Consider the following 22835-nt stretch of genomic DNA (forward strand, 5'->3'; position numbering starts at 1 on the left):
TTGCTCGTAACCATTTTTCAGCCTGCATTTTACTGCAAGTTGCGCCCAACGTTCATATTCGCCGCCGATACTCCACGGCTCCGATGCCTATTTCTTGACTTGACGGCGCCGGCGCAGCCACACGCACAGCGCGATCAGCAGCAAGATGGCCGCGATGCCGCCCGGCAGCATGAACGGCTGCACGCGCGCCAGCACGGGTTTCTCGCCGCCGCTGCGCGCCTGCGCCACGTAGGCAGGCGTCACCGACATGTCCGGGTTGCCGTACTGTTTCAGCACGTAATTGGCGATCGAGGCGATCTGCTCATCCGTCAAGGGCTGCACGTACGAGCGCTGGTCGAAACGGGGCATGAACGCTTCATGCTCTTCCCCTTCGATCTTGCGTTCGACGCCAAACAGGATGGCCGAGACCAGGTTGGCCGGCGTGTTGCCGCCCGTGGCCGTGTTGTTGAACAGGGCCGGATAACTTTGCCCCGTGCTGCCGGTGCCGCTGGCCGAATGGCAGCTGGCGCAATAGCCGGAAAACAGCACGGCGCCGCTATTCAAGGAGTGACGCTCGGTGGCAGCGGCCATGCCGCGCAATGCCGCTTCCTCGCTGGCGGCGCTGCCGTGGCTGAAGGCAGCCTTGGTCTGCCCCGGCGCGCGCACGGGCGGCACGGTACGCAGCCAGGCGACGATGGCGGCCACGTCGTCGTCGCGCAAGAATTGCAGGCTGTTCTGGATGGCTTCGGCCATGCCGCCCGCCGCCTGCCCCTTGCCTTCCACATGACCCGTCTTCAGGTAAGCCGTGAGTTCCGCATCCGTCCACGCGCCGACGCCGCTGACCTTGTCGGACGTGATGTTCGGCGCATGCCAGGAGCCGAGCGCGGCGCCCGCCAGGGTCTGGCTGCCGATCTCCGCCATCAGCGCGTTGCGCGGCGTATGGCAGGCGCTGCAGTGCGCCAGCCCTTCGGCCAGGTAGGCGCCGCGGTTGATCTGCGCGCTCTTCGCCGGATCGGGCACGAAGCGTTTATTGTCGAGGAACAAGGTGTTCCAGCCCAGCATGGACAGGCGCACATTGAACGGGAATGGCAGGGCCGTCTGGCGCGCCGGCTCGTCGACGGGTTTGACTGCCTGCATGAAGTAGTAATACAGGTCGCCCACGTCCGTATCCGTCAGCTGCGCATAGCTGGTGTAGGGCATGGCCGGGTACAGGTGGCTGCCATCGGCGCGCACGCCTGCGCGCAGGGCGCGCGCAAAGTCGGCTTCCGTGTAGCGGCCGATGCCACCTTTTTTGGAGGGCGTGATATTCGTCGCATAAATCGTGCCCAGCGGCGAATCGATGGCGTAGCCGCCCGCATACGGCTTGCCGCCCGCCGCCGTATGGCAGGCCATGCAGTCGGCCGCGATAGCCAGGTAGCGGCCCCGCTCCAGCCGTGCATCGGGCTTGGCGGCTGTGCTTGCGGCCGGCGCGGCCGGACGGTCCGGCGTCAGGGTGACGGGCGGCGCCGGCGGCACAGGTGGTAAAGCACGCGCGGCCAGCGGCAAGCCGGCCGCCAGGGTCAGGCCCAGCAAGAAACGGCGCATCATGCAGCCTCCCTTGCCAGGGTGCGGGCGATGTCGTCGGCCGCGCGCAAGCCGAGCGCGGCCATGCTGAGGGTCGTGTTGACGACGCTGGCCGACGGCATGGCGCCGCCGCCCGGCAGCCACAGGTTGGCATGGTCGTGGGCGCGGCAATTGCCGTCGACCACGGAGTCAAGACGGTTACTGCCCATGATGACGCCGCCCATGATGTGGTTATTCGCATTCAGGCTGTCGGTGATATGGAATTCCACGGCGCCGAACAGCTTGCCGATGTGTTCGAGCTGCGCATGCGCGGCCTTCGCGCCATCGCGTACGTAATCGCCTACGTCATAGTAGATGTCGGGACAGGCCAGGCCCAGCGGGTCCTTGCGCGTCTTGCTCAAGGTCAAACGGTTGTGCGCTTCGGGCAGCGGTTCCAGGCTGATCGACAGGTCGACGCCGAACGCGGCGCGGCGGCGGATCTCGTCGTCGAGGTCCTTGCCCACCAGGCCCAGCTTCAATGACTGCTGCGTTGCAGGTCCCACCCTGGTGATATTGTTCAAGATCATCTTGTTGGCCGAATACTGCGCGCGGAAGGCGCCGTCGCGCGGGCCCACCAGGCAGCTGCTTTGCGCGGGGCCACGGCCCGTCCAGATCGGTTCATTGGCCAGGAAGGTACAGTGGAAACCCGAGTGGTCCATCATGTTGCGGCCGACCTGGTCCGAACTGTTGGCGATGCCGTTCGGATTGTTCTGGTTCGCCGCCAGCAGCAGCAAACGGGGCGTTTCGATGCCGTTGCAGGCGATGACGAAGGCCTTGCCCGTCGCCATGTGCGACTGTTTCTTGGCGTCATACCAGTGCACGGCCGTGACACGGTTGTTCTGGTCCGTGTCGATGCGGTAGACGACGGCCTCGGCCAGCACGCCCGCGCCTTTCAGCTCGGCCCGCTCCACGTGGTGGATGCCGTTGTACATGGCGCCGATCGGGCAGATAGGCTGGCAATTGTTATTGCCGCAGCACGTGGGACGGCCCTGCCATGGGCGCGTCGAGCGCCCTTGCGGGATCGGCACGGAACGGTAGCCGTGCGGGTTGACCACTTCGGCGAAGCGCTTGTCGCCATAGCCCCAGGGCACCATGTCCATCGGGTACGGCGCGCTGCGCTCGCTGGGCGACTGCAAGGCGGGATCGTTGGGGCCGGCCACGCCCATTTCCTGCTCGGCGCGGCAATAGTAGGGTTCCAGTTCCTCATAGGAAATGGCCCAGTCGCGCCCGACGCCGTAATCGCTCTTCATGCGCATGTCCGACGGCAAATGGCGCCAGCACGACGCGGCCCAATGCCAGGTCGTGCCGCCCACCGTGCGCAGATAGCCCTGCTGGAAACTGCTGCCGCTGGGACCGGACAATTCCACATAGTTATTCTTCGGGAAATACAGGGGCGCAGGCGCATTGTCCGCCTGCGGATACAGGCCCTGGAAGTCGGAACCGACGCGGTTCTCGAACGGCATGTTGCGCCAGTTTTCCACGGCTTGTCCCCGCTCGATGCGCAGGCCCGCTTCCAGCATGATCACGGAATGGCCTTGCGCGGCCAGCTGGTCGGCCATCATGGCGCCGACGACACCCGTGCCGACGATGACAACATCGGCGACGACGTCGCCATTACTCTTGAATTGCGGTGATTTCATTTTGCTTGCTTGCCTTTCGGTTCGGGAGTGCCGGTAGTGGCCGGGGCCGGTACGGGTTTGGGCGCCACGGGCGCGGAGACGCGCACGGCCGGCGGCGCCTTCAGCCACCACAGGGGGCCGTAATTGCAATAGGTCGGCACGACCTGGCCATCGGCCACCGTGCGGTACATCAAGGCTTCCGCATACGCGACGACGATGGACTTCGTGCCCTGCGCCGCATTGCCGGCGACGGTGCCCGTGTACCAGGCGGCGACGATGGCCAGCGCCAGCTCGCGCAAGCCGGCGTCCGCAGCGGTGGCGGCCGCCAGCAGCGCCTTGGCTTCCTGGCCCGTGACGAGCAGCGCGCCCAGTTGCGGCAAGCGCTCGGCGAAGCCGGGCACGTTCGTGCGCATGGCTTGCTCGATGCGCGCCGCCGTCGCGGCGGACAGGTCGCGGTGGCCCGTGATGGTTTGCGACAAGGTGTAGAACAGCATCGTGGCAGGCGCCAGGCCGGGCGCCGGAGCGCTGGCTGGCGCCGACATGGCGGCCGAGAGCGGATTGCTCCAGAAACCGGCCTGCGCCAGCAAGGCGGCCAGGCCGATCAGGGCGTGGCGGCGGCTGATGCGGGGAAGGGATGAAACGGATGTTGCAGATGGTTCGCTGCCTGGATAGTTCATGAGACTCCCGCAAGACTTGTTGTTTTATTGACTTCGATGATTGCGCCACATTGCATTTGCGCATAAATGGAACCGGTTCCACATTATCCTACAGAAGTAAATTGTCTGCCAATGTAGTATTACTATTGAGAATTTGCCCTGCGCGATGCCGGCATCGCACGAGGGCGGCGTCCGGCGATATCGATGGCCATACGGGCCTCGTGCCGGTCAGGCTGTACCACGATTTATGGGGCCGCTTGGGCATCGCCCCCATGCCGGCACAGCTTCAGGCGCTGCGCAGGGGGCAATGGTCACGACGCCGCGGCATTTTCCTCGCGCCACTTGCGCACCATCTCGCTGCTGATTTCGCGTTCGTAGCAAATGGGGGCATAACCGCCCTTCCTGCTCCATGCGCTGCGTCCTCCGCAAGCGCTGCCATTCTTGGCGGCATGGTAGGGACAGGGGCAGCGCCCGGGATAGGCGGCAATCGATTCGGCGATGATCTGCTGCTTGACCTTCGCTTCGGACAAGGGCTGGCGTCCCTGGCCGCTGGCAAGGGGCGCGTAGACGATGCCGGCGGACAGCATCAGCACCAGGGCGCAGATATTCTTCATGGGAAGGCTTGTGTTCATCGAGAGGCGACAAATATGCCTTGCAAGTATGACAGATGCTTTTCGACACATCTGCGTGCAATGTCACAATGCAAAAAGCCCAACCGTAATGGCTGGGCTTTTCGATACTGCTGATGTTCTGGCTCCCCGACCTGGACTCGAACCAGGGACCTGCGGATTAACAGTCCGTCGCTCTACCAACTGAGCTATCAGGGAAAAGAGGCCGCATTCTATAGCGCAAATTTTCAGTTGTCCAGATTTACGCGAAAAAAATTATGCGCGGCATACCTCAGCCCGGATTTTCCTGCGGATGATAGTCGAACACGAGTACGCGGCCCAGCCATGGCTTAAGCAGCTCGACAAAAGCCTGGTGCGCGGCATGGGTCAGATACGCATCGCGCGCGCCCGTATCGGCAAAACTCAAGCTGAAGCAATCGGTAAAGCCGTCATCGAGGCCTTCCGGGCTGACGTTCGGCCCCCATTCGAATTGCAGCACGCCGAGGATGCGATGTTTAAGCTGGGAAAATTCATAGACCAGCTCGGCATGCTTGGCCGGTGTGATGTCCTCAAGAAAATCACAGAGAACGATATGGCGCAACGGGATAGAACAGGTCATGGTGGCAACTCTCCTATGGGGTTGCATTCAGGATAGCGCAAAACGGGAAAAGACACAGGCCGCAGCCCGCCATGGCGCCACTGCGGACGCGCTGCAGATATTTTTCATATGCAACATGTTATTCGGATAACATCCTAAATGGACACCCCATACCTGCCAGCAACCATCCATACCAGCCCATGACAAAAAACAGCATAATGGCCGTGTTATTCATCGCCTTGATTCCATTTTATGCATGTAAAGCACAACCCGTTCCGCTTGCCATCGACGTGCTGCTGACTCCCGACATTGGCGGGATAAAGCAGTTTGTGGAAATCAAAACAGATGACTCCAACAAGCCTGCTCTTCTCTTTCTATCGGGCGGGCCGGGAAGTTCGATGATGAAGAATGCGGATGCGTTTACCGCCATCCTGAAAAAGAGATTTACGCTTGTGCAATGGGACCAGCGCGATGCAGGAAAAACCCTGAAACTGAATCCTTCGCCAAGCCAGCCTTCCGTCGCGCAGATGGAGCAGGACACGTACCAGGTCATCACGTTTCTACAAAAAGAGCTCAAGCAGGAAAAAATATACTTGCTGGGCAGTTCCTGGGGCAACGTCCTGGGCTTTTATATCGTCAAGCATCATCCGGAACTGCTGCATGCCTATTTCGCGTCCAATCCTGTCGTGAGCCAGCTGGAAAGCGAGAAAGAATTGCTGAAAACCTTGAAAGTGCATTTCAAGGACAATGCCGTCGCCAGCCAGGAACTGGACAGCGTCAGTTTCCCGTTTGCAAGTGACGAAAGCATGTTTTATTTAAGGAAATGGCTTTTTTATAAGGATGGCAAGGAATTTGCCACGAGCGAGGGCTTCAAGACGGGCTTTCTTCAATGGTCGAAAACCTGGTCGCCAGTCTGGAACGAGGTCATGAACATCGATCTGCCCAGGACCTTGAAGAGCGTTGACTGCCCCGTGTATTTCTTCGTCGGCAAAAACGATATCCAGACCTCGACCAGGATCACGCAAGCGTATTTTGAAACATTGAAGGCGCCAAAGAAGGGGCTGTTTTTCTTTGACCATTCCGGGCATCAAATTCACCAGGATGAACCGGTGCAGTTCCAGGAAGCCATCATCAAGACATTGAATGCGGCGCCGAAGTCCTGATACAACGCCCCGTCACGGGAAGCCACTCCCGGAAGCCGACAGGCTGGCCTGGCCGCCGGCAATGCCGGCGGCGGCCTTGCGGATCAGCGTCGCCACCGCATGGGCTTGCGAAATGTAAATGGCATGGCTGCCGGCGACTTCGACCACCTTCGAGCCCGCGCGTTCGGACATCTTGCGTTGCATCGCCGGCGCAATCATCTTGTCCTCCGTCGCCACCAGGTACCAGCTGGGCTTGCTCCTCCACGCTGGCGCGCTGACCACGCCGGTCAGCGCGGCCACTCCCCAGGGCACTTGCGATACCGCCATGAAGCGGGCCTTGTCCCTGGGCACATCGGCCGCGAAGGCGGCCGCAAACTTTTTCTGGTCGAGCAACAGGAAGCCATCGTGCGGCGGCAAGATCGGCGGCACAGGTGCGCCAGGCGGGGCATTCTTCAGCAAGGAATCGACGGACTCGCCTTGATCCGGCACAAACGCCGCGATGTAGACCAATGCCTTGACCTTGGGATCGTTCCCCGCTTGCGTGACCACGGCACCGCCATACGAATGACCAACGAGGACCACGGGACCCGGCGACGCGGCGATGACCCGTCCGGTCGCGGCCACATCGTCCGCCAGCGATAGCGTTGGGTTTTGCACAATGGCAACGTGACAACCCTCGTCACGCAGCGCCCGGTAAACGGCTTCCCAACCCGACCCGTCGACAAAACCGCCATGCACGAGCACGATCGTTGCCGACCCAACACTTGTGACCTCATCCATTTCAGCCCCTCCAGGAAGTTGAAGGCGATGACAGGCCTGCCGGCGCCTTGTCGCCTCCAGCATAGCGCCGGGTGCCTGGCGGCCTATGCGCGGGATCAAGAGTGATGACACGGATGCCTCATGCAGGCTCTGAAACGCGAAAAGCCCAACCGGTGAAGGCTGGGCTTTTCGATACTGCTGATGTTCTGGCTCCCCGACCTGGACTCGAACCAGGGACCTGCGGATTAACAGTCCGTCGCTCTACCAACTGAGCTATCAGGGAAAAGAGGCCGTATTATATAGGGCAAGCAAGCACATGTCCAGATTCCCCCAGGGAAATTTCTATCCCGGACAGCAGCTGCCCGCCGACAGCGCATGTCCAGTCCTAAAATAGGTTGACAGTGTTTATTGCTGCACAAACGCCCGATGCACCGCATCGGGCGTTTGGTACTTCAAGGCCGTATGTGGTCGTTCCTGGTTGTATATCCGCACCGATTGCGCCACCATTTTGCTCGCCTGTTTCAGGTCTGCAGGTCGGTTCAGCAAGAACTCGCCTTTCAGGATGCCGTTGATACGTTCGGCCAGCGCATTCTGATAGCAGTCGTAGCCGTCGGTCATGGAGCAAGTCAGTCCATGACGACGATGAATTTCTTGATAGTAAGTCGAGCAGTACTGGATGCCCCTGTCTGAATGATGGATCAGCGGCGTCTTGCGCTGTCGTGCTCGCAGGGCCATCTTCAAGGCCTCGCTGACCTCTTCGGTTTGCAGGCTTGCGTGCACGTGATAGCCCACGATCTTGCGCGAATACGCATCCGTTACCAAGCTCAGATAGACGAATTTTCCGGCGGTCGGGAGATACGTGATATCGGCTACCCACACCTGCTCCGGCCGCGTGGCGAGCACTTGTCCCGGCCCCTCCTTGAGTAAATTGGGATGGCGCCGGAAGCGGTGATGGCTATTCGTGGTCTTATGATAGGCCCGCTGTGGTTGCACCAGCAGCCGCTCCTGGCGCAAGATATCAAAGAGTCCATCGCGTCCCAATTTGATTTTTGCACCGGAAAAGGCTGCACCGAGCATGCTGTGCAGCTTGCGCGTGCCGATGCGTGGCTGGCGCAGGCGTATCGGCTGCACCAGCTTGACGACAGTTTGCGCCCTGTCCAGGCAATGTCGCTCGCGCTGACGGCGCTGGTAATACGCTTGGCGGCTGATGCCGACACAGCGGCAGGCCCGTTCGACGCTTAATCCTTCGACTTGCTTGCGCGCGATGACCTGCCCAAAGGCTTTTTTACCGGCACCCCGTATTCGTCACGCAGGACGTCGAGAACCGCCTCGAACAGCGCGGATTTCTGTTTTTCTTCCTTGAGCTGACGCTCCAGCTCCTTGATGCGCTGCTCTGGCGTCAGTGGCCTGGCTGGTGTGTCTGTCATGGTCGCTCTCCGTTGGCTTCGGTCCCTGGGATGCGTCCAATCCTGCAGGCCGTGTTTGCGACACCATACCAAAACTGTCGACCGACCCTGTATTCCGTAGCGCGTTTGCGCCTGCTTGTACGTCATCTCGCCTTTTTCAACCTGCTCGACAACGCTCAATTTAAAAGCCAGGCTGTAATCTCGCTGACTGCGTCGAAACCCTTGTTCCATCGGACACTCCTTCTCTGTAACGAAAAAGTGTCAACTTATTCCAGGACGGGTCAGCAAAAACAAAAAAGGCCACGTTTTTCAACGCGGCCTTTCGAATTCTGGCTCCCCGACCTGGACTCGAACCAGGGACCTGCGGATTAACAGTCCGTCGCTCTACCAACTGAGCTATCAGGGAAAAGAGGCAATATTATATGTCGCTTGTTCCATATTTGCAAGACGGATACTGCATCTTCACAAACACGGCCATCGCCGACTTTCTACTGCCATCAGCGCCGCACTTGCATGCAGCGCCGAAGAAGCAAGATCTTAAAGCACTTTGGCGATCGCGTCAATAACGATGTCGATGTTGCGCGAATTCAATGCTGCCACGCAGATACGGCCCGTGTCGACGGCGTAGATCGATTGCTCGCGCAGGGAAGCCACTTGTTCCTTGCTCAGGCCCGAGTACGAGAACATGCCGATTTGCTGGCGCACGAATTCGAAGTCGTGGTCTGGCGCCTTGGCTTTCAGCTTTTCCACGAAGGCATTGCGCATTTCGCGGATGCGCACGCGCATGCCGGCCAGTTCCTCTTCCCACAGCTGGCGCAGTTCCGGCGTGGCCAGGACGGTGGCAACGACCTTGCCGCCGTGGACTGGCGGGTTCGAGTAGTTGGTGCGCACGACGCGTTTCAATTGCGACAGCAGGCGGGCCGCCTCATCGGCGCTGGCGGCGACGACGCTCAGGGCGCCCACGCGCTCGCCGTACAGCGAGAACGATTTCGAGAACGAGTTCGACACCAGCAGCGGGCCGCCCGCGTCGGCAAAGCGGCGCACCACGGCGCCGTCTTCGGCGATGCCGTTGGCGAAGCCTTGATAGGCCATGTCCAGGAACGGCACCAGGCCGCGCGACGTGACGACGGCGATGATCTGGTCCCACTGGGCCACGCTCAGGTCGGCGCCGGTCGGGTTGTGGCAGCAGGCGTGCAGCACGACGATGGAACCGGCCGGCATGGCGTTCAGGCTGGCCAGCATGCCGTCGAAGTTCACGCCATGGGTGACGGCATCGTAGTACGTGTAGTTATTCACAACGAAACCGGCGTTCTCGAACAGCGCGCGGTGGTTTTCCCAGCTCGGGTCGCTGATGTAGACCTGGGCACCCGGCGCGAAGCGCTGCAGGAAGTCGGCACCGATCTTCAGTGCGCCCGTGCCGCCGATGGCTTGCACGGTGACGGCGCGGCGCTCTTGAATTACAGCGCTATCGGCGCCAAATACGAGTTCTTGCACCGCCTTGTCGTAGGCAGCGAGGCCTTCGATCGGCAGATAGGTGCGTGGGGCGGCCTGTTCGATCAGGATGGCTTCCGCCTTGCGTACGCAAGCTAACAGAGGCACTTTACCGTTGTCGTCATAATAGACGCCAACGCCCAGATTGATTTTGGCGGGATTCTGGTCCGCGTTAAATGCTTCGGTGATGCCCAGGATCGGGTCGCGTGGGGCCATCTCGATGGCGCTAAACAGACTGGCAGAAACAGTTGGGTTCGTCATGATAAGATTGGATTCGATTGGAAGCAGGTTCACAGCGGAGTTGTAGACAGCGCCCCGAAATACAACGCCAGGGCCGCCAGCAGAGCACTATTCTAACAAAGGTCTGATTCACATGCCCGAATTATCTACCGCCAGCGAGGCGGAAAGCGCAATTATCTCTTTCCCGGACTCCCCCTTCAAGCTGCACCAGCCCTTCCCTCCGGCCGGCGATCAGCCCACGGCAATCGACCAGCTGTCAGAGGGGATTGCCGACGGACTGGCCTTCCAGACCCTGCTGGGCGTGACCGGTTCGGGCAAGACCTACACCATGGCCAACGTCATCGCGCGCATGGGCCGGCCCGCCATCGTCTTTGCGCCCAACAAGACCTTGGCGGCGCAGCTGTACAGCGAGTTCCGCGACTTTTTCCCGCAAAACGCCGTCGAGTACTTCGTCAGCTACTACGATTACTACCAGCCCGAAGCCTACGTGCCGCAGCGCGACCTGTTCATCGAAAAGGACTCGTCGATCAACGAACATATCGAACAGATGCGGCTGTCGTGCACCAAGTCGCTGATGGAACGGCGCGACGTCATCATCGTCGCCACCGTCTCGGCCATCTACGGTATCGGTAACCCGAACGAATACCACCAGATGATATTGACCCTGCGCGTCAAGGACAAGGTCGCCCAGCGCGACGTCATCGCGCGCCTGATCCAGATGCAGTACACGCGCAACGAGGTCGATTTCGGCCGCGGCACCTTCCGCGTGCGCGGCGATACCATCGACATCTTCCCCGCCGAGCATGCGGAGCTGGCCGTGCGCCTGGAAATGTTCGACGACGAGATCGAATCGATCCAGCTGTTCGACCCGCTGACGGGCCGCGTACGGCAAAAGATCCCCCGCTTCACCGTGTACCCGGGCTCGCACTACGTGACGCCCCGCTCCACCGTGCTGCGCGCCGTCGAGACCATCAAGGACGAGCTGCGCGAGCGCCTCGAGTTCTTCCGCAAGGAAAATAAACTGATCGAGGAGCAGCGGCTGGAACAGCGCACGCGCTTCGACCTGGAAATGATGGCGGAGATCGGTTTCACCAAGGGCATCGAGAACTACTCGCGCCATCTGAGCGGCGCGCTGCCGGGCGAACCGCCGCCGACCCTGGTCGATTATTTACCGCCCGACGCATTGATGTTCCTCGACGAGTCGCACGTGCTGACGGGCCAGCTGAGCGCCATGTACAACGGCGACCGCTCGCGCAAGACCAACCTGGTCGACTACGGTTTCCGCCTGCCGTCCGCGCTCGACAACCGGCCCTTGAAATTCGAGGAATTCGAACAGAAGATGCGCCAGACCGTGTTCGTCTCGGCCACGCCGGCCGAATACGAAAAGACCCACTCGGACCAGGTGGTCGAACAGGTCGTGCGCCCGACCGGCCTGGTCGACCCGCAGATCATCGTGCGTCCGGCCAGCAGCCAGGTGGACGACCTGATGTCGGAAATCGTCGAGCGCATCAAGAAGGACGAGCGCGTGCTGGTGACCACCCTCACCAAGCGCATGTCCGAGCAATTGACGGAATACCTGGGCGACCATGGCATCAAGGTGCGCTACCTGCACAGCGATATCGAAACGGTGGAGCGCGTGGAAATCCTGCGCGACCTGCGTCTGGGCACCTTCGACGTGCTGGTGGGGATCAACCTGCTGCGCGAGGGCCTGGACTTGCCGGAAGTATCGCTGGTCGCCATCCTCGACGCGGACAAGGAAGGCTTTTTGCGCTCCGAACGCAGCCTGATCCAGACCATCGGCCGCGCCGCGCGTAACCTGAACGGCACGGCGATCTTGTACGGCGACCGCATCACGGACTCCATGCGCCGCGCCATCGACGAGACGGAACGCCGCCGCGCCAAGCAGATCGCCTTCAATACGGCCAACAACATCATCCCGATCGGCGTGAAGAAATCGATCCGCGAAATGATCGACGGCGTCTACAGCCCGCAGGAAGCGCGCGAGACCCTGCAGGTGGCGCAGGAAGCGGCGAAGTTCGAGGCCATGAGCGAAAAGCAGGTCAGCAAGGAAATCAAGCGCCTGGAAAAACTGATGGTCGACCACGCCAAGAACCTCGAGTTCGAAAAGGCGGCTCAGGTGCGCGACCAGCTGCACATCCTCAAGCAGCAGCTGTTCGGCGCACCCGGCACCGACAACGTGGCGTCGATACTGGGCAAATAAGCCCCACGCGCTGGCATGGCGCAGGTCGGATTAGCTGGCTGACAGGCCAGCGTAATCCGACATCAGTACTTAAACCAACGCCAGCAATATTGTCGGATTACGCGGCGTGCCGCCGCCAATCCAACCTACGCGGCTTCATGCTTTCACATCGTCGATATACGCGCGGATGATGCTGGCGAAATCCGCATCGGCCGTCAAGCCTAGCGCTTCGGCCCGTGCCGTGTCCCAGGCGCCGGGCCAGCTCTTGACGATGCGCTCGACGACCGGATCAGGGGCATAGCTGATGCGGGCAACGACGTCCGCGCCGGCGACTTGTTCCAGCGCGGCGATCATCTCGCCCACGCTCACGCTCAAGCCCGGCAAGTTCACCGTGCGGCTGGCGCCAAACATCTCGCCCGCCAGTTCGTGGCCGGCGATCAGCGAGGCGATGGCGCCGCGTGGCGACAGCAGCCACAATCGCAAATCGGTGGACACGGGGCAGACGGCCGCCTCGCCATTCAACGGTTCGCGGATGATGCCGCTGGCGAAAGACGACGCCGCCTTGTTCGGCTTACCGGGACGCACGCTGATGGTGGGCAGACGCAGCACGCGGCCATCGACAAAGCCGCGGCGGCTGTAGTCATTGAGCAGCAATTCGCCGATGGCCTTTTGCGCGCCGTACGACGATTGCGGGTTCAGCGCGGTGGTGTCCTGCACCACGTCCGGCAGCTTGCCGCCGTAGACGGCCACGGAGCTGGTGAAGACCACTTTCGGCTTATGTCCCAGTTCGCGGCAGATATCGAGCAGCAAACGCGAGGCATCGAGGTTGATGCGCATGCCCAGCTCGAAATCGGCTTCCGCCTGGCCGCTGACGATGGCGGCCAGGTGGAAGATCGACGCGGTCTGCACATCAATGGTGGCGCGCATCAACGTACCGTCGGCGATGTCGCCCGTGACGACCTTGACTCTCGCATCGTTGAAATCGTGCGCGGCCACCACGTCGACCAGTACCAGCTCGCTGATGGTCTGCAGCTGGCCCTGGCTGTCCGTCAGCTGGCCTTGCACCAGCAACTGGCGCGCCAGGCGCTGTCCCAGGAAACCCGCACCGCCGGTAATCAGTACTTTCATCTTCATGCTCCTTGTGTGTGGTGGTAAGCGGCAAGCCAGCCCAGGCCATCCTCGGTGCGACCGCGCGGACGGTATTCGCAGCCGATCCAGCCCTCGTAGTCGAGCTCGTCGAGCAGCCTGAATAAATACGGGTAATTGACTTCGCCATCGTCCGGTTCGTTGCGGGCGGGAACGCTGGCGATCTGCACGTGGCCGATGCCGTCGAAGTTGTTTTGGAACGTCATGGCGATATCGCCCTCGACGATCTGCGTGTGATAAAAATCCATCTGCACCTTGACGTTGGGCGCACCCGACTCCAGGCGCAGCGCATGGCCCTGCGCCTGCGTGACGAGGAAGTAGCCGGGCATGTCGCGCCCGTTGATCGGTTCGATCAAGAGCTCGATGCCATGCTCGCCCACGGCTTTCGCCGCGTACCGCAGGTTGGCCAGGTAGGTGGCGCGGTGCAGATTGACGTCGGCGCCCACGGGCAGCAGGCCCGCCATCATGTGCACGCGCGGCGTGCCCAGCGCCAGCGCATACGCGATGCCCTGTGCCACGCCAGCGCGAAATTCCGCTTCGCGGCCCGGCAGCGAGGCGATGCCCCGCTCACCGGCCGCCCAGTCGCCCGGCGGCAGGTTGAACAGCACGTTCTGCAGCTTGTTTTCGCGCAGCCAGCCGGCCACTTCCTGCGGCGCGTGATCGTAGGGGAACAAAAATTCGACGCCCGTGAAACCCGCTTGCGCCGCGGCGGCAAAGCGCTGCGGGAAAGGCACTTCATTAAACATCATGGTCAGATTGGCGGCAAAACGGGGCATGCGTGTCTCCTTGAATTCTATAGTTCGAGTTTGAATGTCTGCTTCAGGTCCGCGATCTGCGCCGCGTCGAGCGGGCGCGTGGGCACGTCGCGCAGCAGCAGGAACAGCTTGGCCGTCTCTTCCAGTTCCTCGGCCGCATACACGGCCGCTTCCAGGCTGGTGCCCGACACGACGGGACCGTGGTTGGCCAGCAGCACGGCCGAGTGCTTGCGCGCCATGGCGCCGATCGCGCCCGCCAGCGCCGGGTCGCCCGGACGGTGATACGGCACCAGGGGCAAGCGCCCCACCTTCATCACAAAGTATGGCGTGAGCGGCGGGATGCAGTCGTCATGGTTCAAGCCGCACATGCACGACACGGCGGCCGAATGCGTCGAGTGCAGGTGCACGATGGCGCCCGCGCTGCTCCGCTCTGCGTACATGGCGCGGTGCAGGAACGCCTCCTTGGACGGCGGCGCTCCGCTGATCAGCTTGCCGTCCCAATCGAGCTTGGACAATTGCGCGGGATCAAGCCGGCCCAGGCTGGCATTCGTTGGCGTGAGCAGCCAGCCGTCGGACAGGCGCACGCTCAGGTTGCCGCTGCTGCCCGCCGTCAAGCCCCTTTCGAACAGGGACTTGCCGAAGTCGACGATCAGCTCGCGCTGGCGCGATTCGGTGGCGCTCATGCCAGCACCTGCCAGGCCTTGCTGAAGAAATCCACGGTGCCGAAATTGCCGGACTTGAGCGCCAGCGCCAAAGGCGCCCTGCCTTCGTCACCCGGCGCGGCCAAGGCTTGCGTCCAGGGCACGCCGGGGTCGATCTCGGGACCGATACGCAAGCCCGCCACGCCCAGCGCGTTCACCACGGCGCCCGAGGTTTCGCCGCCAGCGACGATCAGCTGGCCCACGCCGAGGCGCACGAGCCCCTGCGCGATGGCGGCCAGGGTTTCCTCGACGAGGGCGCCGGCCCGCTCCACGCCCAGCTGCGCCTGCACGGCGCGCACGGCGTCCGGCGTGGCCGTGGCATAGATCAAAATGGGGCCTTGCGCCAGGTGCTGATTCGCCCAGGCCAGCGCCTGCGCCACCACGGCGTCCACCACCTCGCCGCCCGCGGCCAGCGACAAAGGGTCGACGTGGAAGGACGGCGCCAGTTCGCGCAGGTGCGCCACCTGCTGCTGCGTGGCCACGGAACAGCTGCCCGAGATCACGGCGCGCAATCCGGAGGCCGGCGGCAAGCGCCCCGCCTGGCCCGCAGGCGATGGCGACAACTGGCCCCGCTGTCGAAAATTCTGCGGTAATCCCAACGCGATGCCGGAACCGCCCGTGATCAGTTTCAAGTCCGCGCAAGCGGCACCGATGGCTTCCAGGTCGCGGTTCGACACGGCATCGACGACGGCGAAATGGCAGCCCTGGCCGCGCAAGTCCGTGAAGCGCTGGGCGATGGCGGCCGCGCCCTTCTCCACCACACTGTAATCGGCCAGGCCCACCTTGGCCTGCACCTGCTGCTGCAGCACGCGCACCAGATTCGAATCCGTCATCGGCGTCAGGGGATGGTCGCGCATGCCAGATTCGGCCAGCGGCACGTCGCCGACGAAGAGGTTGCCCTTGTAGATGGTGCGTCCGTTGGCCGGGAACGCTGGGCAGGCGATCGTGAAGTCCGTGTCCAGCGCCCGCATCAGCGCTTCGGCCACGGGGCCGATATTGCCGCGCGGCGTGGAGTCGAACGTGGAGCAGTACTTGAAGTAGAACTGGCGGCATCCGGCTTGCTGCAGCCAGGCCAGCGCGGCCAGCGATTCGGCCACTGCCTCTTCCGGCGCATTCGTGCGCGACTTGAGGGCGATGACGACGGCGTCGACATCGGCCGGCGGTGGACCTTGCGGCACGCCGATCAGCTGCACCGTGCGCATGCCGGCCTTGACCAGCATGCCGGCCAGGTCGGTGCCGCCCGTGAAATCGTCGGCGATACATCCCAGTAATACAGTCATCATGATTCCTTTTTGATTCAGTTACGCTTTCGCCGGCAGATCGATACCGGGGAAAGTTTTAATCACGGCCGCATCGTCCTCGCCGCCAAAGCCAGCGGCCGACGCCTGCATGAACATCTGGTGCGCCGTGGCCGACAGGGGCAGTGGAAAGACGCTCTTTTTCGCGTAATCGAGCACGATGCCGAGGTCTTTCACGAAAATGTTCACGCTTGATAACGGCGTATAGTCGCCCTTCAAGATGTGCGGCACCCGGTTCTGGAACATCCAGGAACTGCCGGCGCTGTTCGAGATCACTTCGTACAAGGCATCGGCATCGCAGCCGGCGCGCAAGCCCAGCGCCATCGCTTCGGCGGCGGCGGCGATGTGCACGCCGGCCAGCAGCTGGTTGATCATCTTGACTTTCGAGCCCTGCCCCGGCTGTTCGCCCAGGCGGTACAGCTTTGCACTGATGGCGTCAAAAATACCGGCGCAAGCGTCGAACGCATCGGGTCCGCCGGCCGCCATCACCGACATCTCGCCGGCTTGCGCCTTGGCCGCGCCGCCGGAAATGGGCGCGTCGATGAAGCGCAGTCCCATGGCCGCCAGGCGAGCACCGAGCGCTTCGGCAAATTCGGGCGCCACGGTGGCGCAGGCGATGACGACGCTGCCCGGCGTCAGGGCGCTGGCCGCGCCGTCTTCGCCAAACAGCACGGTTTCCGTCTGCTGCGCATTGACGACGACGATCAGCAAGGCCTGCACCTGCGCCGCCAGCGCGGCCGGCGATTGCGCCGCATGGGCGCCCTTGTCGACCAGTGTTTGCACGGTTTCCGGGCGCACGTCGCAGGCATGCACTTCAAAGCCCGCGCGCAGCAACGATTGCGCGATGCCCATGCCCATGGCGCCCAGGCCGATCACGCCCACTTTTTTCATTTCTACGTTCATCTGCTACTCCAGTCTTATTTGTTCACCAGCTTGGCCGGCACGCGCATGATGATGAATGCGCCGATCACCAGGATGCCGGCCAGCAGGTAGATGGCGATGTCGGTCGATTGCGTCAGGTCCTTGATGGAACCGATCATGTACGGCGCCGCGAAGCCGGCCAGGTTGCCCACCGAATTGATGGCGGCGATGCCCGCGGCGGCCGAGACGCCGCCGAGGAAAGCCGTCGGCAGGCTCCAGAACATGGGCGAGGCGGCCAGGATGCCGCCGGCGGCGATCGTCAGGAAGAAGATGGCCCAGCCCGTGTTGTGGGCGCCGGCCAGCGCGCTGCAGACGATGGCGGCGGCGCCGACCACCAGCGGGATCGCCATGTGCCAGCGGCGTTCGCGGTATTTGTCCGAGCTGCGGCCCAGCAGGATCATCGATGCCACGGCCACCGAATACGGGATCGCCGTGAACAGGCCGATATTGAGCACGCCCGTCACGCCGGCTGCCTTGATCAGGCTGGGCAGCCAGAAGGTCAGCGAATACTGGCCCATCACACAGCAGAAATAAATCAGGGCCATGACCCAGATGCGCGGGTCGGCGAACATGGCGCGGATCGACGGGTGCGAGACCTTGCCCTGCGCTTCCGTGGCGATGCGCTGCTCGAGGATAACTTTTTCATCTTCCGTCAGCCACTTCGCGGCGCGGATGCTGTTGTCGAGGTAGAGCAGCACGGCCACGCCCATCATCGCGGCGGGTATCGCTTCGAGCACGAACATCCACTGCCAGCCCGCATAGCCGTGCCAGCCGGCGAAGGTTTCCATGATCCAGCCCGACAGAGGGCCGCCGATCAGGCCCGCCACGGGAATGGCGGCCATGAAGGTGCACACCATGCGCGCGCGGCGCTCGGACGGATACCAGTAGGTCAAATAGAGAATGATGCCGGGGAAGAAGCCCGCCTCGGCGATGCCGAGCAGGAAGCGCATGACGTAGAACTGGGTCGGCGTGGTGACGAACATGAAGGCGCCCGAGATGATGGCCCAGGTGATCATGATGCGGGCGATCCACACGCGCGCGCCGATCTTGTGCAGCATCACGTTGCTGGGCACTTCGAACAGGAAGTAGCCGAGGAAGAACACGCCGGCACCCAGGCCGTACACGGTTTCGGAAAACTGCAGGTCGGCCAGCATCTGCAGCTTGGCGAAGCCCACGTTAACACGGTCGAGGTAAGCGACGATGTAGCACAGCATGAGGAAAGGGATGATGCGCCAGGTCACCTTGCGATAGACGGCGTCGTCGATGGTTTTCTGGCTGGCGGCCACGCCGGCCGCCTGTCCGGGCAATGCTTGTGATACGTCCATGCTTGTCTCCTGATCGCTGGGGGATCGACCGTGCCGGGTTTTTATGGTCCACCGAAGGTGGCTGGCAACTTGTCTAAAATTTGTATGGATGTATATTATGTGTGTGTTTTGTGTGTGTCAAGCTGTATATTCCATATAATGGCAAGCAGGCAAGCCCGCATAAAAACCGCTAGCACAAGGATGCACCCGATGGACCGCACGTTCCGCTTTACCCTTCCCCCGCCGGAGCCCGCCGCGGGCAGTTTTACCACCGGTACCCTGGGTGCGCGGGTGGCGGCACGGCTGCGCCAGCAAATCCACAACGACGGCCTGGCCGGCGGCACGCGCTTGCCGTCGGAGCAAGCCATGGCCAGCCACTTCGGCGTGAGCCGCACGGTGCTGCGCGAAGCCATCGCCCTGCTGCAGGCGGACGGCATCGTCGCCACGCGCAAGGGCAGCGGCACGTTCGTGTGCGCGCAGGATGGCGCGAAGACGGGCGAACGGGGCGACGAACTGACGGAGCAGTCCGTGCAGTCGCTGCTGAATCTGATCGAGGTGCGGCAGGGACTGGAAGCGGAAATCGCCGCGCTGGCGGCCGTGCGGCGCACGCCGGGCCAGCTGGCCGACATCGAACACGCGCTGCGCCGCATCGAGGAAGCCGTGGCGGCCGGCGTCGACGGCGTGGAAGAAGACGTGCGCCTGCACCTGTGCATCGCCGAAGCGACGGGCAACCCCTATTGGCCGAAATTCGTCGCCATGTTCGCCGACCCGATCCGCGCGGCCGTGAAGGTGACGCGCGCGAATGAAGCGCGGCGCGCGGACTTTTCCATCGAAGTGCGGCGCGAACATGAAAAGATCGTGCAGGCCATCGCCGACGGCGACCCGCAGCGGGCACGCCAGGCGGCCATGGAACACATGCAGCACGCGGCCGAGCGCGTGCGCCTGGCCGACCGCGAATTCTGGCGCGGCGACGGCGGCGCGCTGGCGCGCACGCTGGGGCGCGATCCCATCATGCAAAAATAAGGTCCAGGTCCTCGATTCTCCTGCGCCGCACTGCAGCGCTCATGCCCGCCGCCCCTGCTTTCCTATGCTCGCGCTCATCATGTCGAACAGGGTGCGTGACGCGGGCGGCATCGCGTGCTGATGCCGGCTGATCAAGCCCAGCGTGCGCTTGACGGCGGGATTGACGAGCGGCACGCCGACCACCGCGCCTTGCCGCTCCGGCAGAATCGACAGGCCCGGCACCGCCGCCACGCCCAAGCCCGACTCCACCAGCGCCAGGATGCCTGACACGTGGTTGATCTCGCACGAGATCCACGGGTGTTTTTCCACGCCGGCCAGCGCCGCATCGAGCACGCTGCGGTTGCCGCTCGACTTGGCCACCGAGATATAGCGTTCGTCGACGGTATCCTTCCAGCTCAGCTTCTTGCGCTTGGCCAGTCTGTGATCGGCCCGCATCGCCAGCACGTAGGTCTCGACGTAGATGGGCTGGAAATGGATCTCCGGATTTTCCGCGCCCGTAAAGCTGATGCCGAAGTCCGCCTCGCCGGACAGCACGAGGTTGAGCACGTCCTGCGCGCTTTCGTCATGCACGCGCACGCGGATTTTCGGAAACTGCGCGCTGAAGCGCTTGAGCACGTCCGGCAGGAAATGCCACACGGCCGAGGGCACGCAGGCAAACGTCACCGTCCCCGTGCGGTGCGCGGCCAGGTCGGCCACGCCCAGCACGGCATCTTCCAGGCCGTTGAGCGCATCGCGCACGTTCACCAGGAACACCTGCCCGACGTTGGTCAGCTGCACGCGCCGGGTGGTGCGCTCGAACAGCTTGACCCCCAGCGCATCCTCGAGTTTTTCGATGCGGCGGCTGAGCGCCGGCTGCGACAGGAACAGGTCCGCCGCGGCCTGGCGAAAGCTGTTGCGCTCCGCCACGGCCACGAAGGCCTGCAAATCATGAAGCTCGTAATTGATGCGCTGCATGCATTAATTCCCGGAAAAATTGCAATTATCAAATTATGCCATTTCAACGATGATGGGGTCTGAATGCTGAGCCTCGCCAAGAAGGCCTGAACTGAAAAAGGAGACATGATGCGACACCATTCCACGTTCGCGCTTTTACCGGCGGCCGGCGGCGCAACGCTGCCGGCGTCACGGAAACACACCTCAACAACCGCCACGGCACGGGCTTGACACCCGGCCTCATGAAAAAATTTTAACATCAGGAGAACCATCATGCCTCAGCATACTCTGCTGCAAACCTCGCGCCCGCTGCTCGCGGCGCTGGTGCTGCTGGCCGCCGGCGCGGCCCATGCCGCCGACATCCGCGTGGTCAGCTCGGGCGGCTTCGCCCAGGCCTACAAAAACCTGGCGCCCGCCTACGAACGCGCCAGCGGCGACCAGTTGCTGTCCGAATGGGGTCCGTCGATGGGCACCACCAGGAATGCGATCCCGGCGCGGCTGGCGCGCGGCGAGCCGATCGACGTCGTCATCATGGTCGGCGACGCGCTCGACAAACTGATGCAGGAAGGCCGCCTCGTCCCCGGCAGCAAGGTGATCCTGGCCAATTCGCCGATTGCCTGCGCCGTGCGCCACGGCGCGGCAAAGCCCGACATCAGCACCACCGAGGGCTTGCGCAGCGCTTTCCTGCAGGCGCACAAGGTGGCCTATTCGGACAGCGCCAGCGGCGAATACATCGAGAAGCAGCTGATGAAGACACTGCACATCGCGGAGCAGATGCAGGGCAAGGCCGCGAAAATTCCCGCCACCCCCGTCGGTGAAATCATCGCGCATGGCGAGGCCGATTTCGGCTGCCAGCAGCGCAGCGAGCTGCTGCCGGTCCAAGGCATCGACATCGTCGGCCTGCTGCCGCCGGAAGTGCAGTTGATGACGCAATTTTCGGCGGCGCTGGTCCCGGGCGGCAAGGAACCGGAAGCCGGCCGCGCCTTGCTGCGCTTCCTCGCCGCCCCTGCCAACGCCGGCGCGATCGAAGCGACCGGGCTGCAGCCGGCATCGGCACCAGCGACAGCAACGCACTAGGCGACGTCACTCATCTTTCATCGAGGTAAATCATGGCCATTCCATCGACCGCCGCACCCCTCGCCGAGCCGACAGCGCCGCGCGCACAGGCACGCCCTCCTTCGCGCATCGCCACCGTCATCCGCGTCACGAGCGGGAACTTCATCGAAATGTACGATTTTTTCCTGTTCGGCTTTTACGCGACGTATATTGCCAAGGCCTTCTTCCCCGCCACCAGCGAATACGCGGCCCTGATGATGACCTTCGCCACCTTCGGTGCGGGGTTTTTCATGCGGCCGCTGGGCGCCATCATCCTCGGCAGCTATATCGACCGCATCGGCCGCCGCAAGGGACTGGTGCTGACCCTGGCCATCATGGCTTCCGGCACGGCGCTGATCGCCTTCGTGCCCGGCTATGCCACCATCGGCTTGCTGGCGCCGTTCCTCGTGCTGATCGGGCGCTTGCTGCAAGGTTTCTCCGCCGGCGTGGAGCTGGGCGGCGTGTCGGTCTACCTGTCCGAGATGGCGACACCCGGCAACAAGGGCTATTACGTCAGCTGGCAATCGGCCAGCCAGCAAGTCGCCATCATCTTTTCCGCGGCGCTCGGCTACTATCTCAACGAAACCTTGAGCAAGGAATTCATCGCGGACTGGGGCTGGCGCATCCCGTTCTTCATCGGATGCTCCATCATCCCCGTGGTGTTCTACATCCGCCGTTCGCTGCAGGAGACCGAGGCCTATCTGACGCGCAAGTCGCATCCGACGTTTCGCCAGATGCTCAAGACCATCAGCCTCAACTGGCCGCTGGTCGTCAGCGGCGCGATGCTGATCGTGCTGACGACGGTGGCGTTCTATCTGATCACCGTCTACACGCCGACCTTCGGCAAGAGCGTGCTCAAACTGAGCACCAAAGACAGCCTGCTCGTCACCTTGTGCATCGGCCTGTCGAACTTCCTCTGGCTGCCCGTCATGGGCGCGCTGTCCGACCGCATCGGGCGCTGGCCCATCATGGCCGCGTGCGCGGCGCTGACGATGCTGACCGCGTATCCGGCCCTGTCCTGGCTGGTCGCCCATCCCAGTTTCAATCACATGCTGATGGTCGAGCTGTGGCTGTCCTTCCTGTACGGCAGCTACAACGGCGCCACCATCGTCGCGCTGACGGAAATCATCCCGGCCAGCGTGCGGACCACGGGCTTTTCGCTGGCCTACAGCCTGGCCACCGCGCTGTTCGGCGGCCTGACGCCGCTGGTGTCGACCCTGCTGATCGAAAGCACCGGCGACAAGGCGGCGCCAGGCTACTGGATGGCGGGCGCCGGCGCCATCAGCCTGCTGGCGACGTGGCTGATCTATCGCGGCATCGTCAAGGAGCGCCATCCAGTTCCCGATTGAACCAGTACGG

At 62.8% G+C, this 22835-nt stretch carries 20 protein-coding genes and 3 tRNA genes; 5 read left to right on the top strand and 18 right to left on the bottom strand.

Annotation, left to right across the window (positions count from 1 at the left end; all coding sequences use genetic code 11):
* Positions 1-87: 87 nt before the first annotated feature.
* The 6 genes from AC1RBA_RS07675 to AC1RBA_RS07700 all read right to left on the bottom strand — a co-directional run bounded on the left by AC1RBA_RS07675 (position 88) and on the right by AC1RBA_RS07700 (position 5083).
* Positions 88-1566: a c-type cytochrome gene (locus AC1RBA_RS07675; protein WP_492417498.1), complete on the bottom strand. Its 1479-nt coding sequence runs from the start codon at positions 1564-1566 to the stop codon at positions 88-90.
* Positions 1563-3221 carry a GMC family oxidoreductase gene (locus AC1RBA_RS07680; protein WP_070224167.1) on the bottom strand — a complete coding sequence of 553 codons (1659 nt, stop codon included), beginning with the start codon at positions 3219-3221 and terminating at the stop codon, positions 1563-1565. Before AC1RBA_RS07680 ends, AC1RBA_RS07675 begins: the two co-directional genes overlap by 4 nt.
* On the bottom strand, positions 3218-3877 hold the full coding sequence (locus tag AC1RBA_RS07685; protein WP_492417500.1) for a sugar dehydrogenase complex small subunit: 660 nt from the start codon (positions 3875-3877) through the stop codon (positions 3218-3220). Before AC1RBA_RS07685 ends, AC1RBA_RS07680 begins: the two co-directional genes overlap by 4 nt.
* Before the next feature lie 290 nt (positions 3878-4167).
* Positions 4168-4470: a hypothetical protein gene (locus tag AC1RBA_RS07690; protein WP_492417502.1), complete on the bottom strand. Its 303-nt coding sequence runs from the start codon at positions 4468-4470 to the stop codon at positions 4168-4170.
* Between the two features lie 137 nt (positions 4471-4607).
* A tRNA-Asn gene (locus tag AC1RBA_RS07695) sits at positions 4608-4683 on the bottom strand.
* 73 nt (positions 4684-4756) lie between these two features.
* A complete protein-coding gene (locus tag AC1RBA_RS07700) occupies positions 4757-5083 on the bottom strand; it encodes a Dabb family protein (protein WP_492417504.1) in 327 nt (108 codons plus the stop codon).
* A gap of 203 nt (positions 5084-5286) precedes the next feature.
* On the opposite strand from AC1RBA_RS07700, the gene AC1RBA_RS07705 reads away from it, so the two are divergent.
* Complete coding sequence (locus AC1RBA_RS07705; RefSeq protein WP_492403299.1) at positions 5287-6225, top strand: alpha/beta fold hydrolase; 939 nt, start codon at positions 5287-5289, stop codon at positions 6223-6225.
* Between the two features lie 12 nt (positions 6226-6237).
* Here AC1RBA_RS07705 and AC1RBA_RS07710 read toward each other — a convergent pair whose 3' ends face one another.
* The 5 genes from AC1RBA_RS07710 to AC1RBA_RS07730 all read right to left on the bottom strand — a co-directional run bounded on the left by AC1RBA_RS07710 (position 6238) and on the right by AC1RBA_RS07730 (position 10121).
* Positions 6238-6984 carry an alpha/beta hydrolase gene (locus AC1RBA_RS07710; protein ID WP_492403301.1) on the bottom strand — a complete coding sequence of 249 codons (747 nt, stop codon included), beginning with the start codon at positions 6982-6984 and terminating at the stop codon, positions 6238-6240.
* A gap of 186 nt (positions 6985-7170) precedes the next feature.
* Positions 7171-7246: transfer RNA gene (locus AC1RBA_RS07715), tRNA-Asn, on the bottom strand.
* 122 nt (positions 7247-7368) lie between these two features.
* Positions 7369-8600, bottom strand: a protein-coding gene (locus AC1RBA_RS07720) for an IS3 family transposase (RefSeq protein ID WP_492417506.1) whose coding sequence is annotated in 2 segments (ribosomal slippage) — positions 7369-8232 and positions 8235-8600 — 1230 coding nt in all. Because the reading frame shifts where the segments join, the coding sequence is not laid out codon by codon here.
* A gap of 99 nt (positions 8601-8699) precedes the next feature.
* A tRNA-Asn gene (locus tag AC1RBA_RS07725) sits at positions 8700-8775 on the bottom strand.
* A gap of 131 nt (positions 8776-8906) precedes the next feature.
* The gene (locus tag AC1RBA_RS07730; protein ID WP_492417507.1) at positions 8907-10121 is read right to left on the bottom strand and encodes an amino acid aminotransferase; all 1215 of its coding nucleotides are present in this window, start codon (positions 10119-10121) and stop codon (positions 8907-8909) included.
* Between the two features lie 112 nt (positions 10122-10233).
* Here AC1RBA_RS07730 and uvrB point away from each other — a divergent pair, with 112 nt between their 5' ends.
* Positions 10234-12321, top strand: a complete 2088-nt coding sequence (gene uvrB / locus AC1RBA_RS07735) for an excinuclease ABC subunit UvrB (protein ID WP_492417509.1) — start codon at positions 10234-10236, stop codon at positions 12319-12321.
* Positions 12322-12456: 135 nt separating this feature from the next.
* Here uvrB and denD read toward each other — a convergent pair whose 3' ends face one another.
* The 6 genes from denD to AC1RBA_RS07765 are packed head-to-tail and all read right to left on the bottom strand — an operon-like array spanning position 12457 to position 18446.
* Positions 12457-13428, bottom strand: coding sequence for a D-erythronate dehydrogenase (denD, locus tag AC1RBA_RS07740; RefSeq protein ID WP_492417511.1), 972 nt, complete (start codon positions 13426-13428; stop codon positions 12457-12459).
* 2 nt (positions 13429-13430) lie between these two features.
* Positions 13431-14222, bottom strand: coding sequence for a 2-oxo-tetronate isomerase (otnI, locus tag AC1RBA_RS07745; RefSeq protein WP_492417513.1), 792 nt, complete (start codon positions 14220-14222; stop codon positions 13431-13433).
* 17 nt (positions 14223-14239) lie between these two features.
* Entirely contained in the window at positions 14240-14884 is a 645-nt protein-coding gene (otnC, locus tag AC1RBA_RS07750; RefSeq protein WP_070221939.1) for a 3-oxo-tetronate 4-phosphate decarboxylase, read from the bottom strand.
* Positions 14881-16182, bottom strand: coding sequence for a 3-oxo-tetronate kinase (otnK, locus tag AC1RBA_RS07755; RefSeq protein ID WP_492418128.1), 1302 nt, complete (start codon positions 16180-16182; stop codon positions 14881-14883). Before otnK ends, otnC begins: the two co-directional genes overlap by 4 nt.
* 21 nt (positions 16183-16203) lie before the next feature.
* On the bottom strand, positions 16204-17103 hold the full coding sequence (gene ltnD / locus AC1RBA_RS07760; protein ID WP_492417515.1) for an L-threonate dehydrogenase: 900 nt from the start codon (positions 17101-17103) through the stop codon (positions 16204-16206).
* A gap of 14 nt (positions 17104-17117) precedes the next feature.
* Positions 17118-18446, bottom strand: coding sequence for an MFS transporter (locus tag AC1RBA_RS07765; RefSeq protein ID WP_070221935.1), 1329 nt, complete (start codon positions 18444-18446; stop codon positions 17118-17120).
* A gap of 189 nt (positions 18447-18635) precedes the next feature.
* Between AC1RBA_RS07765 and AC1RBA_RS07770 the strand changes: the two genes are divergently transcribed.
* Positions 18636-19448 carry a FadR/GntR family transcriptional regulator gene (locus AC1RBA_RS07770; RefSeq protein ID WP_492417517.1) on the top strand — a complete coding sequence of 271 codons (813 nt, stop codon included), beginning with the start codon at positions 18636-18638 and terminating at the stop codon, positions 19446-19448.
* A 39-nt stretch (positions 19449-19487) separates the two neighbouring features.
* Here the strand turns inward: AC1RBA_RS07770 and AC1RBA_RS07775 are convergent, their stop codons facing one another.
* Positions 19488-20402, bottom strand: a complete 915-nt coding sequence (locus AC1RBA_RS07775; RefSeq protein WP_070221933.1) for a LysR family transcriptional regulator — start codon at positions 20400-20402, stop codon at positions 19488-19490.
* Between the two features lie 252 nt (positions 20403-20654).
* Between AC1RBA_RS07775 and AC1RBA_RS07780 the strand changes: the two genes are divergently transcribed.
* Complete coding sequence (locus AC1RBA_RS07780) at positions 20655-21458, top strand: substrate-binding domain-containing protein (RefSeq protein WP_141749872.1); 804 nt, start codon at positions 20655-20657, stop codon at positions 21456-21458.
* A gap of 32 nt (positions 21459-21490) precedes the next feature.
* Positions 21491-22825 carry an MFS transporter gene (locus tag AC1RBA_RS07785; RefSeq protein WP_492417519.1) on the top strand — a complete coding sequence of 445 codons (1335 nt, stop codon included), beginning with the start codon at positions 21491-21493 and terminating at the stop codon, positions 22823-22825.
* Positions 22826-22835: the final 10 nt, after the last annotated feature.

Source organism: Janthinobacterium sp. GW823-FHT03B06 (assembly GCF_058796955.1).

What these genes read in the sequence shown, in the direction of transcription:
- AC1RBA_RS07675 (WP_492417498.1), bottom strand. Translation starts at nt 1,566, where the DNA reads ATGATGCGCCGTTTCTTGCTGGGCCTGACCCTGGCGGCCGGCTTGCCG.
- AC1RBA_RS07680 (WP_070224167.1), bottom strand. Translation starts at nt 3,221, where the DNA reads ATGAAATCACCGCAATTCAAGAGTAATGGCGACGTCGTCGCCGATGTT.
- AC1RBA_RS07685 (WP_492417500.1), bottom strand. Translation starts at nt 3,877, where the DNA reads ATGAACTATCCAGGCAGCGAACCATCTGCAACATCCGTTTCATCCCTT.
- AC1RBA_RS07690 (WP_492417502.1), bottom strand. Translation starts at nt 4,470, where the DNA reads ATGAAGAATATCTGCGCCCTGGTGCTGATGCTGTCCGCCGGCATCGTC.
- AC1RBA_RS07700 (WP_492417504.1), bottom strand. Translation starts at nt 5,083, where the DNA reads ATGACCTGTTCTATCCCGTTGCGCCATATCGTTCTCTGTGATTTTCTT.
- AC1RBA_RS07710 (WP_492403301.1), bottom strand. Translation starts at nt 6,984, where the DNA reads ATGGATGAGGTCACAAGTGTTGGGTCGGCAACGATCGTGCTCGTGCAT.
- AC1RBA_RS07730 (WP_492417507.1), bottom strand. Translation starts at nt 10,121, where the DNA reads ATGACGAACCCAACTGTTTCTGCCAGTCTGTTTAGCGCCATCGAGATG.
- uvrB (WP_492417509.1), top strand. Translation starts at nt 10,234, where the DNA reads ATGCCCGAATTATCTACCGCCAGCGAGGCGGAAAGCGCAATTATCTCT.
- denD (WP_492417511.1), bottom strand. Translation starts at nt 13,428, where the DNA reads ATGAAAGTACTGATTACCGGCGGTGCGGGTTTCCTGGGACAGCGCCTG.
- otnI (WP_492417513.1), bottom strand. Translation starts at nt 14,222, where the DNA reads ATGCCCCGTTTTGCCGCCAATCTGACCATGATGTTTAATGAAGTGCCT.
- otnC (WP_070221939.1), bottom strand. Translation starts at nt 14,884, where the DNA reads ATGAGCGCCACCGAATCGCGCCAGCGCGAGCTGATCGTCGACTTCGGC.
- otnK (WP_492418128.1), bottom strand. Translation starts at nt 16,182, where the DNA reads ATGACTGTATTACTGGGATGTATCGCCGACGATTTCACGGGCGGCACC.
- ltnD (WP_492417515.1), bottom strand. Translation starts at nt 17,103, where the DNA reads ATGAACGTAGAAATGAAAAAAGTGGGCGTGATCGGCCTGGGCGCCATG.
- AC1RBA_RS07765 (WP_070221935.1), bottom strand. Translation starts at nt 18,446, where the DNA reads ATGGACGTATCACAAGCATTGCCCGGACAGGCGGCCGGCGTGGCCGCC.
- AC1RBA_RS07770 (WP_492417517.1), top strand. Translation starts at nt 18,636, where the DNA reads ATGGACCGCACGTTCCGCTTTACCCTTCCCCCGCCGGAGCCCGCCGCG.
- AC1RBA_RS07775 (WP_070221933.1), bottom strand. Translation starts at nt 20,402, where the DNA reads ATGCAGCGCATCAATTACGAGCTTCATGATTTGCAGGCCTTCGTGGCC.
- AC1RBA_RS07780 (WP_141749872.1), top strand. Translation starts at nt 20,655, where the DNA reads ATGCCTCAGCATACTCTGCTGCAAACCTCGCGCCCGCTGCTCGCGGCG.
- AC1RBA_RS07785 (WP_492417519.1), top strand. Translation starts at nt 21,491, where the DNA reads ATGGCCATTCCATCGACCGCCGCACCCCTCGCCGAGCCGACAGCGCCG.